Origin of the sequence: Lysinibacillus sp. NPDC056220 (assembly GCF_049315265.1) — a bacterium.
GTDB classification, from domain to species: domain Bacteria; phylum Bacillota; class Bacilli; order Bacillales_A; family Planococcaceae; genus Lysinibacillus; species Lysinibacillus pinottii.
The window spans coordinates 157,311-173,146 of sequence record NZ_JBMOXD010000005.1 but is presented as its reverse complement, the minus strand read 5'-3'; the positions used below and the strand labels follow the sequence as shown (position 1 = coordinate 173,146).

The 15,836-nt window shown below is 32.8% G+C and carries 12 protein-coding genes; 6 read left to right on the top strand and 6 right to left on the bottom strand.

Annotated features, from left to right (window positions below; translation table 11 throughout):
- Positions 1-156 precede the first annotated feature (156 nt).
- Entirely contained in the window at positions 157-321 is a 165-nt protein-coding gene (locus ACOZBY_RS16895; RefSeq protein ID WP_036162488.1) for a CxxH/CxxC protein, read from the top strand.
- A 90-nt stretch (positions 322-411) separates the two neighbouring features.
- Positions 412-891: a 23S rRNA (pseudouridine(1915)-N(3))-methyltransferase RlmH gene (gene rlmH, locus ACOZBY_RS16890; RefSeq protein WP_012296196.1), complete on the top strand. Its 480-nt coding sequence runs from the start codon at positions 412-414 to the stop codon at positions 889-891.
- A 159-nt stretch (positions 892-1,050) separates the two neighbouring features.
- On the opposite strand, the gene ACOZBY_RS16885 is transcribed toward rlmH, so the two are convergent.
- Both ACOZBY_RS16885 and ACOZBY_RS16880 read right to left on the bottom strand, forming a co-directional pair.
- Positions 1,051-2,133: a hypothetical protein gene (locus ACOZBY_RS16885; RefSeq protein ID WP_422762567.1), complete on the bottom strand. Its 1,083-nt coding sequence runs from the start codon at positions 2,131-2,133 to the stop codon at positions 1,051-1,053.
- Positions 2,133-3,044, bottom strand: coding sequence for a hypothetical protein (locus tag ACOZBY_RS16880; RefSeq protein WP_422762566.1), 912 nt, complete (start codon positions 3,042-3,044; stop codon positions 2,133-2,135). The genes ACOZBY_RS16885 and ACOZBY_RS16880 overlap by 1 nt, the downstream gene beginning before the upstream one ends.
- 323 nt (positions 3,045-3,367) lie before the next feature.
- On the opposite strand from ACOZBY_RS16880, the gene ACOZBY_RS16875 reads away from it, so the two are divergent.
- Entirely contained in the window at positions 3,368-4,921 is a 1,554-nt protein-coding gene (locus ACOZBY_RS16875) for an HNH endonuclease family protein (protein WP_422762565.1), read from the top strand.
- A 407-nt stretch (positions 4,922-5,328) separates the two neighbouring features.
- A complete protein-coding gene (locus tag ACOZBY_RS16870; protein WP_036162480.1) occupies positions 5,329-6,147 on the top strand; it encodes a hypothetical protein in 819 nt (272 codons plus the stop codon).
- A 139-nt stretch (positions 6,148-6,286) separates the two neighbouring features.
- Here the strand turns inward: ACOZBY_RS16870 and ACOZBY_RS16865 are convergent, their stop codons facing one another.
- On the bottom strand, positions 6,287-8,185 hold the full coding sequence (locus ACOZBY_RS16865) for a hypothetical protein (protein ID WP_422762564.1): 1,899 nt from the start codon (positions 8,183-8,185) through the stop codon (positions 6,287-6,289).
- A gap of 918 nt (positions 8,186-9,103) precedes the next feature.
- Between ACOZBY_RS16865 and ACOZBY_RS16860 the strand changes: the two genes are divergently transcribed.
- The gene (locus ACOZBY_RS16860) at positions 9,104-10,918 is read left to right on the top strand and encodes a methyl-accepting chemotaxis protein (protein WP_422762563.1); all 1,815 of its coding nucleotides are present in this window, start codon (positions 9,104-9,106) and stop codon (positions 10,916-10,918) included.
- A gap of 213 nt (positions 10,919-11,131) precedes the next feature.
- Here ACOZBY_RS16860 and ACOZBY_RS16855 read toward each other — a convergent pair whose 3' ends face one another.
- Positions 11,132-12,523 (bottom strand): PLP-dependent aminotransferase family protein, encoded by a 1,392-nt coding sequence (locus ACOZBY_RS16855; RefSeq protein WP_422762562.1) that lies wholly within the window; start codon positions 12,521-12,523, stop codon positions 11,132-11,134.
- 113 nt (positions 12,524-12,636) lie between these two features.
- On the opposite strand from ACOZBY_RS16855, the gene ACOZBY_RS16850 reads away from it, so the two are divergent.
- A complete protein-coding gene (locus ACOZBY_RS16850; protein WP_031416818.1) occupies positions 12,637-13,596 on the top strand; it encodes a proline dehydrogenase family protein in 960 nt (319 codons plus the stop codon).
- Between the two features lie 308 nt (positions 13,597-13,904).
- Here the strand turns inward: ACOZBY_RS16850 and ACOZBY_RS16845 are convergent, their stop codons facing one another.
- Together ACOZBY_RS16845 and ACOZBY_RS16840 are read right to left on the bottom strand one after the other, a co-directional pair.
- Positions 13,905-14,363 carry a staygreen family protein gene (locus ACOZBY_RS16845; protein WP_031416817.1) on the bottom strand — a complete coding sequence of 153 codons (459 nt, stop codon included), beginning with the start codon at positions 14,361-14,363 and terminating at the stop codon, positions 13,905-13,907.
- A 327-nt stretch (positions 14,364-14,690) separates the two neighbouring features.
- Positions 14,691-15,563 (bottom strand): LysM peptidoglycan-binding domain-containing protein, encoded by an 873-nt coding sequence (locus ACOZBY_RS16840; RefSeq protein WP_422762561.1) that lies wholly within the window; start codon positions 15,561-15,563, stop codon positions 14,691-14,693.
- Positions 15,564-15,836: the final 273 nt, after the last annotated feature.

The following is a 15,836-nucleotide window of genomic DNA, read 5'->3' as shown; positions in this document are numbered from 1 at the left end:
CTAGAAAATTGCGAATACTGATTTTATACAATAAACAGTGAGAAAAAGGGGCTTCTTCCATAGATGCTATTCCTTTGATACAATAGATTGTGGATAACATAGACCGAAATGTGAATAAGTTTGTGGAAATTTCGGAAAATAAGGAGACATCAAAAAATGGAAAATTACAGCTGTGAAAGCCATATAGAACACGCTTTAGACATGTTTGTAGCAGAGCAAAAAGTGTTCCCAATTATGGATAAAATCGAAGAGGATAAAAAGTTATCCACAAAGTGTAGCTACTGTGAAAAGCCAGCAGAATATATTGTATCAAGTAAATAACTTTACACAATATATAGCAACGACTTGTGGATATGTTGATAACTTTTGTGGATAATTTGTTTGTAAATGAATTGTAAAGGTGGATAACGTGTGAATATAACGATTGTATCAGTCGGTAAGTTAAAAGAAAAGTACTTAAAAATGGGGATTGATGAGTACGTAAAACGACTTGGTGGCTATGCAAAAATAGATTTGATTGAGGTAGCTGACGAAAAAGCACCCGAGCAACTTAGTGATGCAGAAATGGAAATCGTGAAGAAAAAAGAGGGAGAACGCATACTAGCCAAAATAAGTACAGACACATATGTAATTGCTCTCGCTATCAATGGCAAAATGAAAACCTCTGAACAAATGGCGGCTGATCTTGAATCTCTCATGACCTACGGCAAAAGCAAAATTGCCTTCGTTATCGGCGGCTCTCTGGGCCTACACGAAGACGTCCTAAAAAGAGCCGACGAGCAACAATCCTTCGGCAAAATGACCTTACCCCACCAGCTCATGAAGCTCGTACTCGTAGAGCAGGTTTATCGAAGCTTTAGAATTATGAAGGGTGAACCGTACCATAAATAGAGGAGGTTTTCAGATAAGGATAGCAAAGTGCCAGCTCTAATTAGAGTTAGGCACTTTGCTATATAATTAACAATTCGATTTACGGTATTTAAATAATGAAAGTATTATACCGTATTTTATAATTATGATTTGAGACGCTTAAACTAGTGATATAAATTTTTAATTCTTCATATTGTATTTAAATGATATGGGAATTCTAGCGAATTTTTTTAAATCATCATAAATTAAATTCCAAGTATTTTTTACTTCATTAAAATCTGTATACGCATCAATGATTTCTTCTATTTCATTAATTAGTTTGTTATCGAAATTAAAAACCTTATGATATAAACTTTCAGATTTTTTTAAGTAATAAGAGGCTATAGAAAAAAAATCAATTGAATTTAGAAATTCAGGATATTGAATTTCTAAATTTGTTGTTAAACATGAAAGGTTATGCATATATCTCATTTTTCTTGGCATATACTTATCAGAATTATTTTCAGATTTTGATTCCTCTTCTAATATAATAAATAAGATATGTAAGGAAAAAATTAAAATCCCAATTTTAATTTCATTAGGCATGGGTAATGCAGAAAGTTCGTTATCATTCAAGATGATATCTTTAAATTCTCTCACTAATTGACTAATAGCAAATGCATCCGCATCCATTTCAAGAGTTTTTATTAACAAATTAGGTATTTTTTTGTCGTTTAATTTTGTATCCAAAATATTAATTCCATATTGGTTTTCTAAATATAACAAATGTCCATTTATATGATGTCCTAATTCATGCAAAACGATAAATTTCATTGCAAACATACTTAAATATTCGGCTAATAATTTTGCATTAAAATCAGTAGGAATATTAAAAGTAAATTGTTGTTCGGTTATATCTTCATTATTTAAATAAACTTGACTATTTACAATTTGTTTTATATATGTATAATCTGAAAAAGCCCCGTTTATAACTAATTCGTTAAAAGTACTATAAACTTTAAATAGAGCTCCTTCATTAATATATATATAATCTTCACCATTTTTCAAAAATGCACATCCATTGACATCAAAACGATTAATAAATTGGAAATTTAGTTTTCGATATTTATATTGAGAGAAGGATTCATATCTAACAATATTATTTATACATTGAACATACTGTTTATAGTAACTGTAACAATTTATTTCAGGGAAAGTTTTGTAGTTATAAAATGCAAAGTCTGTAACCCCTGATATAAGCATTAACTTATCAATTTTGTTCATCAATAACCTCTTTCGATATATGATTTAATTGAATTTAAAAGAAAACGTTCTCTTTCTAATAAATATGTAGATATTATATTTTCAACTTCATCTAACATTAGTGAGGATATTCCAATATCAGGAAGTTCGATTTTTAAATTTAGAGAAACTATATCATATGGCTGGATATGAAGTTTTTTTAATAGCATATTATTATCTTCAATAAAATTCCCTTGATAATATAGTTCGCAAATTACTTGGACTTCTGAAGTATGAATAAAAGTCTTTTCAGTAATACCCAATAAGTTCTTTATTATGTTTTGTAAATTACCTACCGTCATATTTGAGTATATATCAACGGGAATCAATAGATCTTTTTGATTTAAGTAAATCCAAATTGGAAAGCAATCACCCTTATTTTTCATTACACTCTTTATTTCTTCAGGAATTCGAGAAATATGTTTAAGTTTATTAGTTTGATAAGAAGATGGGACATCTATAATTTTTTTAAAGTTATTTTGAATAGTTTCAGGATGATTTTCACAAATATGAATCCAAAAATATTTACTGTATATCTCAATATTTTCGTATATTTCTTTTAATTTTTTTATTTGATTACCGTTAATTTCACCATTGATACATAAAATAAATTTTTCCCAACCTAGTTCTTTTTGAATTTTCAATGCATCTTCCAAGGATTTTTTAGCATTAGTGTAATGAAATTTTCCATTATTATCTGCAATACTTTTACATTGAAATGCTATTTTTTCTTTTGGATAAAATAAATCAATACCACTTTCTGGTGGGTTTCTTTTTTCTATTTCATTGGATTTATAATGAATTTTTAAAAGTTTTAAACAAAAAATCTCCCAAGACTCACCAAAACTTAATCCGTATTCTTCTTTAAAAAATGGCGGATGTAAAATATACATTCAAAATTCACCCCTGTATTAATAGTGCTAGATAGTCCGTACTAATTTACTTAATTTCAACTTATTCCCAATTATTGTACAATATATAAATAGATTTTAGAAATATAAATCACCAGTTTCTACGGTAAGGAGAACCGTACCATAAGTAAGTGCGGTTTTGAAGATTTATCCTGCAATTATGTGTATGTACTTTTGTGAAGGCACCATTTGTTTTATTATATTTGATTAAGTTTTCTATATAAATTATAGTTGGTTTATACTTTATATTTTGTTCTTTATTGTAAAAAGTTTAATTAACTAAAAAATATTGAGGTGTTGTAAATATGGTTACTAAAGTTGTTTTAGATGCTCTAATACCTAGACAAGATTTTGATTTGAAAGATGAAAGTGGAGTTGCTGTTACAAGAAATGTTTTAACTATGTCCGTAAATGATTTAGATTATAATTCTTTTATGTATTCAGCGATAAAAAAACCAGATTTCCAAAGAGAAACTAATGAATGGACACCTGAAAAAATTCATCAACTTATCCTTAGTTTTGTAGACGGAGAACTAATCCCGAGTGTTATTTTATGGAAAAGTATGTCTAATCATATTTTCGCTATTGATGGCTCTCATAGAATAAGTGCGTTAGCAGCTTGGGTAAATGATGATTATGGAGATGGATCAATATCTAGAGAATTTTTTGATAATGATATTCCTAAAGAACAATTAAAAGCAGCTGAAAGAACTAGAGTGCTTATAAATGAGAATATAGGAAGTTATCAGGAATTGAAAAGTATTACTAGAAATCCTATAGAAGATGAGGAAAAAAACAAGCGAGCAAAAAATTTAGGTTCTTTAGCTATACAATTACAATGGGTTGAAGGGAATTCATCGAGCGCAGAAGAATCTTTCTTTAGAATAAATCAACAAGGCACACCAATTAGTCCAACAGAAATAAAGTTAATAAAATCTAGAAATTTACCTAATGGTTTAGCTGCTAGAGCAATAGTTCGAAGTGGAAAAGGACATAATTATTGGTCAAAATTTCCAAAAGATGTTCAGGATGAGATATATAAGATTGCAAAAGAAATAAATGAAATTCTTTTTTTACCCGAATATAAAACGCCAATAAAAACATTAAATTTACCTATAGGTGGACCGTTGCTATCTGATCAAGGACAACAATTGATTTTAGAAACGATTAACATTGCCAATGGATTGAAAGAAAATGAGGAATTATCCAAAGATGAAACTGGAGAAATAACAATTAGGTATTTAAAAGAATGTAGAAAAATAGTGAGACGAATAAATTCTATACATCCATCTTCATTGGGATTACATCCAGTTGTTTATTTTTATAATTTAAGAGGTATGCATAAAATTGCATCATATTATGCTATTTTAGGTTTTATAAAGTACTTAGATCAAAATAATAGCTTTAATAAATTTATTGAAATTAGAGAAAATTTCGAAGATATTATGATATATTATGAATATTTAGTTCAGAGTATTGTTAGAAGATATAGACAATCTACAAAAGGACATAAATTTATAACGCAATATTATATTCAAATTGTGGAGAATCTCTCTAATGGGTATAGTATTGAGGAAACTATGACAAATATAGTGAATTCTAAAGAGTTTAGCTATCTCTCTAAAGAAGTTATGACAAAAGAAGAAGTCTTAAGTGATAGATTTTCAGATGGTAGGAAATCCAGTGTGTTTATTGTAGAGGCTCTTAAAAATGCTACTAAATGTGCAATTTGTAAAGGATATTTACATATGAATTCGATTACAATTGATCACAAGATTCGAAAGCAAGACGGAGGTACTGGAGAAGTTGAGAATGGTCAATTAGCGCATCCGTATTGTAATTCGTCTTATAAAAATTAACCGCACTTAGCTATATCACGGTGAACCGTATCATAAGTAAGTGCGGTTTTAAACAATTTATTGGAAATGTACTTTCCGGTAAATTGTTTTTTTTATATACTGTGGTTTGCAAATTTTTATGAGAGGTGATTAATTGTGTGATGTAAGTAGCTGGGGATTTTATGGATATGGTGTAGATAGTACACTAGAAAAAATTGAATTATTGGCGCCTGAGAGAATACCAAATGAATAAGAGGGGCATAGAAAAAACAAATTTAATTAAATTGGATCCAATCTTTGAATCAGTAGTGTAAAGTATTATTTATAAAGGATGTATGAGAGTATATCTTTCATATATCCTTTTTAATTATTAATAAAATACTATACTAATGAAGATTGTCTAATTTAGTACAAAGGAGATAAAGTATTTGATAATGAAAGTAATATTAGCAATTATTCTAGGTATCATATCTATCTTTATGTTGGCAATATTTACAAACACCATAATGTCATTAGAAATATTTCCTGGATATGTTCAAGGTGATATTGGTAATTGGATAGGTTTTTATGGAACAATAATAGGAGGTCTATTAACACTAGCTGGTGTATTTTTAACTCTTCAATTTAATAAGGTACAGTTTAATCAGCAAGAAACAACGCGAAAAGAAGAAGAAGTGAAAAATAAAAATTTAAATACAATTAAAATTTTATGGGAGATAGAATTAAATCTTACAACTTTACATAAAGAGTTAGATATTCTAGCAGAATATATTGAGGAAAAAATTAATACCATAGATGTTCATGAATATGCTCTATTGGTAAATGAAAAATTAGATAATAATTTTTATAAGAAAGGGATAAAACCAAATTATGAACAAATAAAAAATATTTTGGGTGAAATTGGCTCTGAATATACATATGAAAAATTTACTCAGATACAAGTTGAATTACTTAAAACAAAAGAACTTTTTGATAATAAAAATTTACAAGTCAAATCTGCAGAAGTAGATTGGGATATTTATGGACAAATTAATTCTATCACGAATGAGTTATATGAAATGTTTAATACCCAAAAGTGTGTAACAACGATAGATTCTAATCATTTATCGGTTTTTAAATCAGAGTCGGAGCTAATTCTAAGAAAGTTAAACGGTATGATGAGTATAGGAGCAAAGATTTCAGGATATATACATTTAGTTAGAGAAAAAAGAAATAAGATTGAAAAACAATATTTTAATATTTCTTAAAACCCCCAGTTAATATAGTGCGGTGAACCGTATCATAAGTAAGTGCGGTTTTTCAACGGAGAAAACTATTTAAAAGAAAGTGTATATCAACAAGAGGACCAATCTTTCCTTCATTGAAAGGCCTATATTAATGAATCTATCATACAATAGCTGTTGAGACATTACCCATAAGATCAAAAGCACTTAATGATATGGTTCCAGGTGCAAAAGTTGTATTATAACCAACTGGATCACTTGGAAAAACGACATCATAAACAAATGGGAGAGGTGCTACCAATCCCCATGGTAAGGCGACATTAAAACTGTTGTTATAGACTTGTATCTGGCCATTTGCTGGGATGGATGTCGGCAACCCAAGTGTGTAGGTGTAGTCTACATAAACGGATAGGTTACTTGATACTGAAAACGGGTCTATATTATCGATAGGAGGATTTGGGTTTGTAATTTGATTATTTTCAATGAGAATAGGTGTAATTGTTGAAAAAGTATAGGGATCTGTAGGAGGAATAAATGTAATGGTCGGTCCAGGTCGATCTAGTTGGTTAACAGTATTATGGGATACATTTATAGAGATATTCTGGCTAGCTGCCAGGTTAAATAATACGAAATGAGAAAATCGTGTCATGTTGTTATTTTGGATAATATAAGTGGCATCGCTAAAAGTGTCTGTAGGTGTGTCAACTTGAAATATAATAGCGTCTTGGCTATTGGGTCCACCTGAAAAAGTGTTGCCAGAGATATTCATCGTGCCTGTTCCGCTTCTTAATTCTATTGCGTGACGAGTACCTGTATGAATAAACGTTGAATTTATAATGGAAATATTTGAAGCATTGATAATGGCGAGACGCTTTGGTCCTCCTTCAATAATTACGTTATCAAACGTAATATTATCATATAGACCATTTCCAGGAGCATGTTCTATTCTCAATAACGATACATCATCAGCAGCTGTAATGGTCGGGCTAATAAAATGAAGATTTTTAATAGTTACATTATCTGCAGTTATATACAGATTCGATTCTACTGGTGGATTTGGAAACTCAACAACTGTATTTAGTGCGGAAAGACCTGTAATTGTTAGCGGCTTACTTACAGTAATAGGAGTAGCTTCAACAAAGGTCCCTGGAAAAACAATAAGAGTATTATCAGTTGCAGCGTCATTAATCGCTGGTTGAATGTCGTTATAGTACTTACCTGAATTAACATTAAGTACACGTCCACTTGGTGTAGTACAAACAAAGTCTGATGAGAGAATAATTCCACCTATAGGGCAAAACATACAGTCGGTAGAAATACTAGTTAAAAATAATGTACAACTTTGATTACTACAAATTAAAGTCTCTTCACACATACCTGTACAAGGTTTACAAATAAAATCTCCTACGGCAATCCCATTACAAGGACCAGTAGTGAGCGCTACTTCGTATACACAAGAAAAGGGGATATTAATCTGTGGAATTTTAATTGGTGTGGTAACCCAATCATATACTTTAGGGACTTTTATACATAGATTTTCATCTTGTTGAGGTGTAGATGTTTTTGGATCTTTATCAAGTAAAATTAAAGGGTATTGGTCTGGAAGAATAGTCTTGATAATTGATATATTTTCCCTTGGATTACAAAATTGAGTTGTAATATTTATAACAGTGTTAAATGAAGATTGTACCGATAAACAAAAATCCACAAAAAGTAATAGTCCTTGGAAGATGTCATCAGAATAAACGGTTTGAGAGAAACAATGAAAATCAGTATATGAACAGGTAATTTGTGTGTCATTAGGTGCACATAGCACTATTAGTTTTGTTTCAGAAAAAGGTTCTGTATGTTGTGTTCCGTTATCCAATACAATAGTCACAAAGCCACTGATTAGAATCTTTACTTGTTGAAGTTTGACATGGGATCCATCTGGGAGAACTACACATTTTTCAGAACGTGAATTTACTGAAGTTAATTCTTTATAAATGATGCTTCCAGGTAAATTTGGTTCAAGTGGCAGCCCCTGATTATCGGATAGAAAACAGGAAACGACGCTTACCATAACTGCCCCTTACTCGACTTAAGTTTGTTCATAGACATTTATTCGCTCCTTTTTAATCCAATCAAATTATTGTATGTACGTTGCCTAAAAATTTTAAGGTAATTAGCCTAGTTTTCAATATATATTCACTATTAGCGAAATAAAATTTAAATCATATAGAATTTGCAGAATGTTTTCTCGTTGAAGCTGATTAAATAGGGCATCAACAAAGATTACTTAATTGATTTTTCGAGTAATAGAAATCTATTCTAAAATAGAGTTAATTCAATAGTAATACTTTTTTAACACTTGGATATCAATGATGACAAATTACTGTTGCAATAATTTGTAGAGGGACAAGAATAAGTAATGAAGAAAATTTAATAGAATTAACTATCAAACTTGTATAAAATCGCACTTACATCAGTTACGGAGAACCATATCATAAGTAAGTGAGGTATTCTACAGTACTGAAGATTAATTATTAATAAAGTTGAAAATAGCTGTGAGATGACAGTCTAACTAAGAGATTAGTTGGGCTGTTTTTATTTTCTTTTGCTAAGTATGATGCTATGACACATAGAGATTATGAAAGTACATTCTCCATTATTATTAAATTTTATCCGATTGTAATGAAAACCCTGGTTCTTCCCTGACAGCTAAAATTCAAGTTAAGAAAATTTAAATTATTTTATAATATAGCTCAATACCTTTGCTGCTAACTTTGATGAGCAGGGGATAAAGCGGAACTAAAATAAACTTTGCTCCAAATATTTTATAATTGTATAATTTATGTATAACTGGTTGATTTGAAACAGTGTATTACTATGAATATTAAGCCCTCCATCACAATAAAAAGGATTACATATTTGCATGAGGCAGGGATCTAAATCGTAACTATGTGTATTATTATAGATAAAAGCTAAAATAGAAGGTGTAATGAAAATGGGTTTTCCCTTGATTGGAAGAAAAAAATTATTAAATACCAGGAGGAACACTAAGTTCTCTAAAAAAGAAAAATCTAGAAGTTTAGTATTGACGAGCTCGTTATTTCTCTCCGCCCTCATAATTATTGTTATAGGATTAATGATTTCCCTGTCCATACGCGATCAACGTGGAGCGTACTTTCGCCAATTTGATGAATATGGAAAAGTATTCAAATCTATAACTCAACAAAATGAACCTCTTGTTGCCGAAGCAACGAAGGCAATTCTTGAGCATCAACCATTGGAGGGAAAACCATTCGAGGAACTCCCCAATAGTTTGAACTCCATGAAATCTAATCAAATGGTAGTGGATGTCTATTTATTAACACCGGACATTATCAGTAAGGATGGTAAAGAATACTTATATAACTCAGAGTATGGTCGAGATCCAGGTGAATATGCTGAAGAGTTAGGTACGTTATATGAAATAGATTCGGAATTTCTTAAAAATTACGAAGATGCAATGAGAAACGGTAGCACATTAACTGATGTTTACACTGATGAAGGTGGAACTTTCATCTCGTATTTAGCGCCGATTAATGACGAAAGTGGGAAACCAGTTGCGTTGTTCGGTGTCGATTTCGATTACGGGATTGTTAAAAAGGAACTTCAACGGATTCTATGGACGAATATCACGGTTGGTATTTTTTTTGTACTTATGTTAATCGGGTTGGTTGTATTTATTCTTCGTAAAATGTTGCGCCCGCTTGCACGTTTAGCTGAAGTGTCTGAACATGCTTCGAAAGGCGATTTAACCGTTGAAATTCCTGTACTGAACGATAATGAGATTGGTAAGGCTGCAAGTTCATTTAATCAGATGATTAGCGGACTTCGGGTATTGACCCATAACATACAAAAATCTTCGAATGAAGTTGCTGTATCTTCTTCACAATTACAAGAAAGCGCTGCCCAGACCGAAACAGCTACACAAGAAATCACAGATGCCATTCAAAACATTGCTGTTGGGCTCGATGAACAACTTCGTCACACTAATGAGTGTCAACAATCAATGAAGGAAATGGGAATGGGTATTCATAGAATCGTAGATGCATCCTCCGTCGTCTCAGAATTGGCTTCGGTTACAGCAGATAGCGCAAATGCAGGAATGAAGGATATAGAAACAACAGTTGCTCAAATGAGCACAATTGAACAAAACTTGAAAACATCGGTCGAAGCAATCCATGGACTGAAGAAATTAAGCGATCAAGTTAGTGAAATGGTTACATTAATAGGTAGCATTGCTAATCAGACCAATTTGCTTGCACTTAACGCATCGATTGAGGCATCGCGAGCAGGTGAGCATGGTAAAGGTTTTGCCGTTGTGGCTCAAGAAATTCGTATACTCGCTGAACGGTCCAAAACCTCTTCGGAGAAAATAACTGACATCCTCCAAGGTATCAGCGATCACACGAGTAAAACAGTGGTTTCTTTGGATAAATCAATGACAGAGGCCCAGGCAGGTACACACATTGCAAATAAGGCAGGGCAAACATTTAGTTCGATCGTGGAGTCGATTCAGAAAGTGTCCGATCAGATTGACGAAGTTTCTGCTGCTTCCGAACAACTGTCATCAGGAAGTGAGTTAGTTGCAGCTTCACTAACAGTGCTGGAGGGTATCGCAGATTCTTCTTCAGCCGATTCCGCTCACATCGCCGCTTCATCAGAAGAACAACTTGCAGCCATGCAAGAGGTAGCCAGTTTTGCAGCTATGCTTTATGGGCTGGCGGATGAATTGAAACAGAGTGTTGACCGTTTCCGTGTAAAGTAGGTTGCTAGTTAAAACCGCACTTAGACTGGTTACGGAGAACCTTATCATAATAAGTTAAGGCGGTTTTTGCTTAAGCTGATATTTCAGCTTAAGCTTTTTTATTTTGAAATGAATATAATCTACAGCGGCATGGGAGAATCATCCTAAGGCATCTACTGAAATATGACATGGCGATTTCATGGTTTTTCAATAGAAGCTAACATAGATATTCTCCTAATTATTGATGGCTTGAAATAGTCTAGTGACGCCTAGTTCAATTTCATTTTTTTGTAAATGACCATAGCCAATAATTAATCTGTTATTATAAATTCCCTTTTTAATTGTATGATCCTCTACAGGGTAAACCTTTACACCAAATTGTTCAATTTTCAGTAATAAGTTTTGCGTAAATTCTATCTTCTCAAATTCTGCAATTAAATGCATACCTGTAGAGTAGCCGAATATCTTTACTTTATGTGAAAAAGTTAATTGTAAGCATTGTATAAGAAAATCACGTTGACTTTTATAAAATTTTTTCATTTTTGTGATATGTCTTTCCATGTAGCCCTCCTGGATAAAACGAGAAAGGGTAAGTTGATCCAAGGAAGGTGTGTGTAAGTCTGTAAACCATTTCAATTGGCGACATTTTTCGATAAGCTGTGTTGGAAGGACAATGTATCCTATTCGTAGTGCCGGAGAGAGAATTTTACTAAAAGAGCCGATGTAGAGAACACGCTCTGGATCAAGGCCCTGCAAAGAGCTAACAGGTGGGCCTTCGTAGCGAAACTCACTGTCATAATCATCCTCAATTAAAAAGCAATGATTCTTTCTAGCATACTCAATTAATTGAATTCTACGTTGAATTGGTAATGTACTTCCTAATGGAAATTGGTGAGAGGGTGTTAAAAACACTAGTTTAGGGTCCATATTGTCGGGTAATAGAGGCGTTTTCATTCCCAATTCATCTACCGGTATTGGATAGATTGTGGCACCAGAGTTCTTAAAGATGGTTTGAATATCATTTGTAATAGGATCTTCCATAATAGCTATATCATTAGGTGATAACAGCAATCTCGATACAAGCATCATTGCTTGTGTAGCACCAGATGTAATGATAATTTGCTCTGGATGACATTCAACGCCTCTTGTTTTTAATAGGTAATAGGCAAGGGTTTGCCTTAATTCTATGCGCCCCTCTGGTACCCCATATCCCAAAGTGGAGGGTTCACTATCGTGCCAAAGTTGATGACTTATCTTAGCCCATGTTTTACGAGGAAACAAGTTGAGTGCAGGGATACCCGAGCGAAAATTTATAACTTCTTTCCCTGCTATCAAATCTCCTACTTTATCTGTAATAAAAGGCTTTGTCTGTTGTGTTAATAACGCCCCCTCTGCAACAAATGTACCGGCTCCTCTTCGTGCAATTAAAAACCCTTCGGCCAGTAACTGATCATAAGCTTCTAAAATGACATTCCTTGATACTTTCAATTCTACTGAAAGCTCGCGTGTTGATGCTAGCTTTTCTCCTGCATGGAGGTGTCCACGTAAAATTTTTTCGCGTATTTGTTGATAGATTTGACGATTTAAAGGAATATCTAATGCTCGATCAATAGGTATCCATAACATTTTTCATCCCTCCGATATAAAAGTGGTACCTTTAAAATCTCCTTAAAGTGGTTCTACAGTAACCAATTATATCATGATAAAGTATTTATCAATATCCAAGAGGAGGAATAAATATGAAAAAAGCAGAAGAATTAGTGATTCAAGCCTTAAAAAGCGCAGCACGAGATGAGCGCTTGAAATATGCTGTGCAACAATCAACAGAGCTCTATCCGTTATTATGGAAAGCAGCAAAAAGATATGTAACAGGAGAAAAGAGAGAGGATGCCATCACGGTTGCACGTGAATATCTCGAGGATAATTATAATATCTCCATAGAATATATTGGGGAAAATACAACCGATTTATCGGAATGTAAAAGGGCAAAGGATGAGATTCTACAAGTAATTGAGGAAATGGGGATATTGTCTTTAAAACAAACTGTATCATTTGATTTATCTCATATAGGCCTTTCTATTAACGATGAGATTGCTTATCAGTACCTTGAAGAGCTCGCACGAAAAGCTCAATGGTATGGAATAACTTTAATGATAAGTATGGAAGAATCCTCTAAGACAAGTGATATTCTCACTCTTTATAAAAAAATAGCAAAAAACTACACAAATATTGGAATAACTATACAAGCTCATCTTTATCGTACAGAGGTAGATTTACAAGAACTTATTCAATATCCAGGAAAAATAAGACTTGTAAAAGGGGCTTTTCAAGAGCCTGTTGATATAGCCATGATCAGATCAGAAGAACTGAATAGCCGTTATCTTGAGTATGTTGAACAGTTAGTGAATGCAAATCACCCGATATCAATCGCCACGCATGATGAAATGCTTATTCAAGAGATAGAGCGACGTCAATATCTTCATAAATCGAATGTTGAAGTAGAGATGCTGTATGGTGTACGTCCAGAGTTACTCAATGAATTAAGAACGAAGGAATATCGTTGTAGAGTCTATTTAACGTATGGAAGTGAGTGGTATTTGTACCTTTGTCATCGAATTGCAGAACAACCAGAAAATTTATATTTAGCAGTAACTGATATTATTAATGAATCACTTAGAGCAAGTAGTGTAGTAGATTGAATAGATGGATCTGTACTAACAGTTTAATCGTAAACTCTTTGCTATTACTGATAATTGGAGTTGTTTATGTCTGAATGAGGACAAAAATAAGAAAAACTTGTCTATAAAATAAGAAACTAATGTAACTCAAATAAAAACCTCACTTATCCTTGTTACGGTGAACCGTATCATAAGTAAGATCGGTTTTGAAAAGACCACCTAGAGCGTTGGGATGTCAGCGTTTTAGGTGGTTTAATTTTATTTATCATTGTTTTTCGCCTTTATGTCCTTTTTCTTGTGTTGGTGGAAATCAATATAGCGAGTTTTCTTCAATGATTGCTATAACTACTGAATGTACCCCAATTCTCTTGCCTAGCAAATTGAGGATAAGTGGATATAAAGTTCACGATAATATGAGCGCTATCAAGTTTAGGGTATTGATTAAATAGTGATCTATCTCCATATCGAATGGCTGTTAGTGCAAGTGGTAACTCACGCCTAAATATTTCATTGCGTTTTGCAGCTGCATTTTGATTGTATTCTCCTTGTTCTATATATAAATATAAATAGAAATAAAAGCATTCCCCATTAGTAATCCACTCACCTAAGACCTCATCTCTCATCTTAGTATTCACTTTATCCCAAGCATACTCATTTCCTATCGTTAAAAATAGATCGCCAGTATCATCTGAGTGAGTAAGTGTATAACGTCTTGGAATGACAGGTTTCATTGTAGTTATACCATGCCTATATTGAACGAATAGTTTTTCTGGGTCGAACTTTCCCAAGCTATCAACTCCATTCATTTTTCTATCAATATGCAGGTATAAACCTATTAAATAGTTAAAAGTCATATGTATTAAGTTTTTATAGAGCGGCTTATGTTTTACGGGAAATGTATTAAACTTTTACATTTTTTATTTGATGATATGTACAAATGAACGAAATATAGACCCTGTAGAACAATACTTCAGGGTCCATTTCTCTAGTGGCATAATGTTTCAATTTGTTAATTTCAATATTTTTACGATTAATCTGTAAGTTAATGGATAACTTATACCCATCATTCTCATCTTCTAACAATTTAACATTCGCTGTTTATTAGGCTGGTTAAGCTAGTCTAATATTGTGACCTTTAATTGCTTCACTCCAAAATTAATGGCATCTTGTTGAGAAGGAAAAAAGACATCGATTCGATTTCCATTAATGGCACCGCCAGTATCTCCTGCGATTGCTTCACCGTAGCCTTCCACATAAACTTTACTACCCAGTGGAATGACAGTTGGGTCAACTGAGATGACCTTCGCATGGGGGTTTGTTTTAAGGTTAATTCCAGTAGCAGTAATACCGGAACATCCTTCACATGAGGCCGTATAGGCCGAAGCTTCTACTATAAGTTCCTTTGAAGCAGTAGTATTTGATGGGGGCGCAATTGCTTCAGGCGTATTCTCTTTTGGAGCAGTATTATTTGTTGATGGAGCGGTCACTTCTGGGACACGATCCTTTGAAGCTGTTTTACTTGTTGATGAAACAGTTTCTTCAGGTTTACTCTCCATTGCAGTTTTATGATTTGTTACTGAAGTTGTAGTTTCCTTTGCAGGCTTTATTGGTTTGTCAGTTATAGCTGTATTAGTTTTTGTCCCATCAATAATAGATAGATGTAAACCCGGATGAATGAGGTCTGTATGTAACTGGTTCCATTCTTTAATTTGGGAAACAGTGACTTGATGATTTAGAGCTATGTCCCATAGTGTATCACCTTGCTTAACGGTATATTGTTGTGCAATGGTAAGGACATCGCCAGGTTGAATAAGGTTAGTAGTAATATGATTCAATGTTTTGATATTTTCTACAGAAGTATTATGTGCACGAGATAAATCCCAAAGAGTATCTCCTTTTTGTACGGTAATTGTTGCGGCTTGAACATTAGCACCTAAAGTTGCCGAAAGCATTGCAACTGGTACAATTGAAATTATTTTTTTAAGCATTCATTAATCCTCCATGTGCGTTCTTAGTTGTTAATGTAAAGTCATCGTAACATAGATTTTTCTGAGAAAAAGAACAAGGAGGTGTTAATTTGATTTCGTTCATGGCATTTATATTGCAATAATATTGCTACTATTAAATGATCCTATTTTTGTAATGAAGATACCTGATTCGTTAAGGGCTAAATATGATAATGTTTATACATTTACAACAGATGACATTAATTTGGGAGAGGTAGAGAGTTAAATAAAACCACCATTACACTAAATATGATG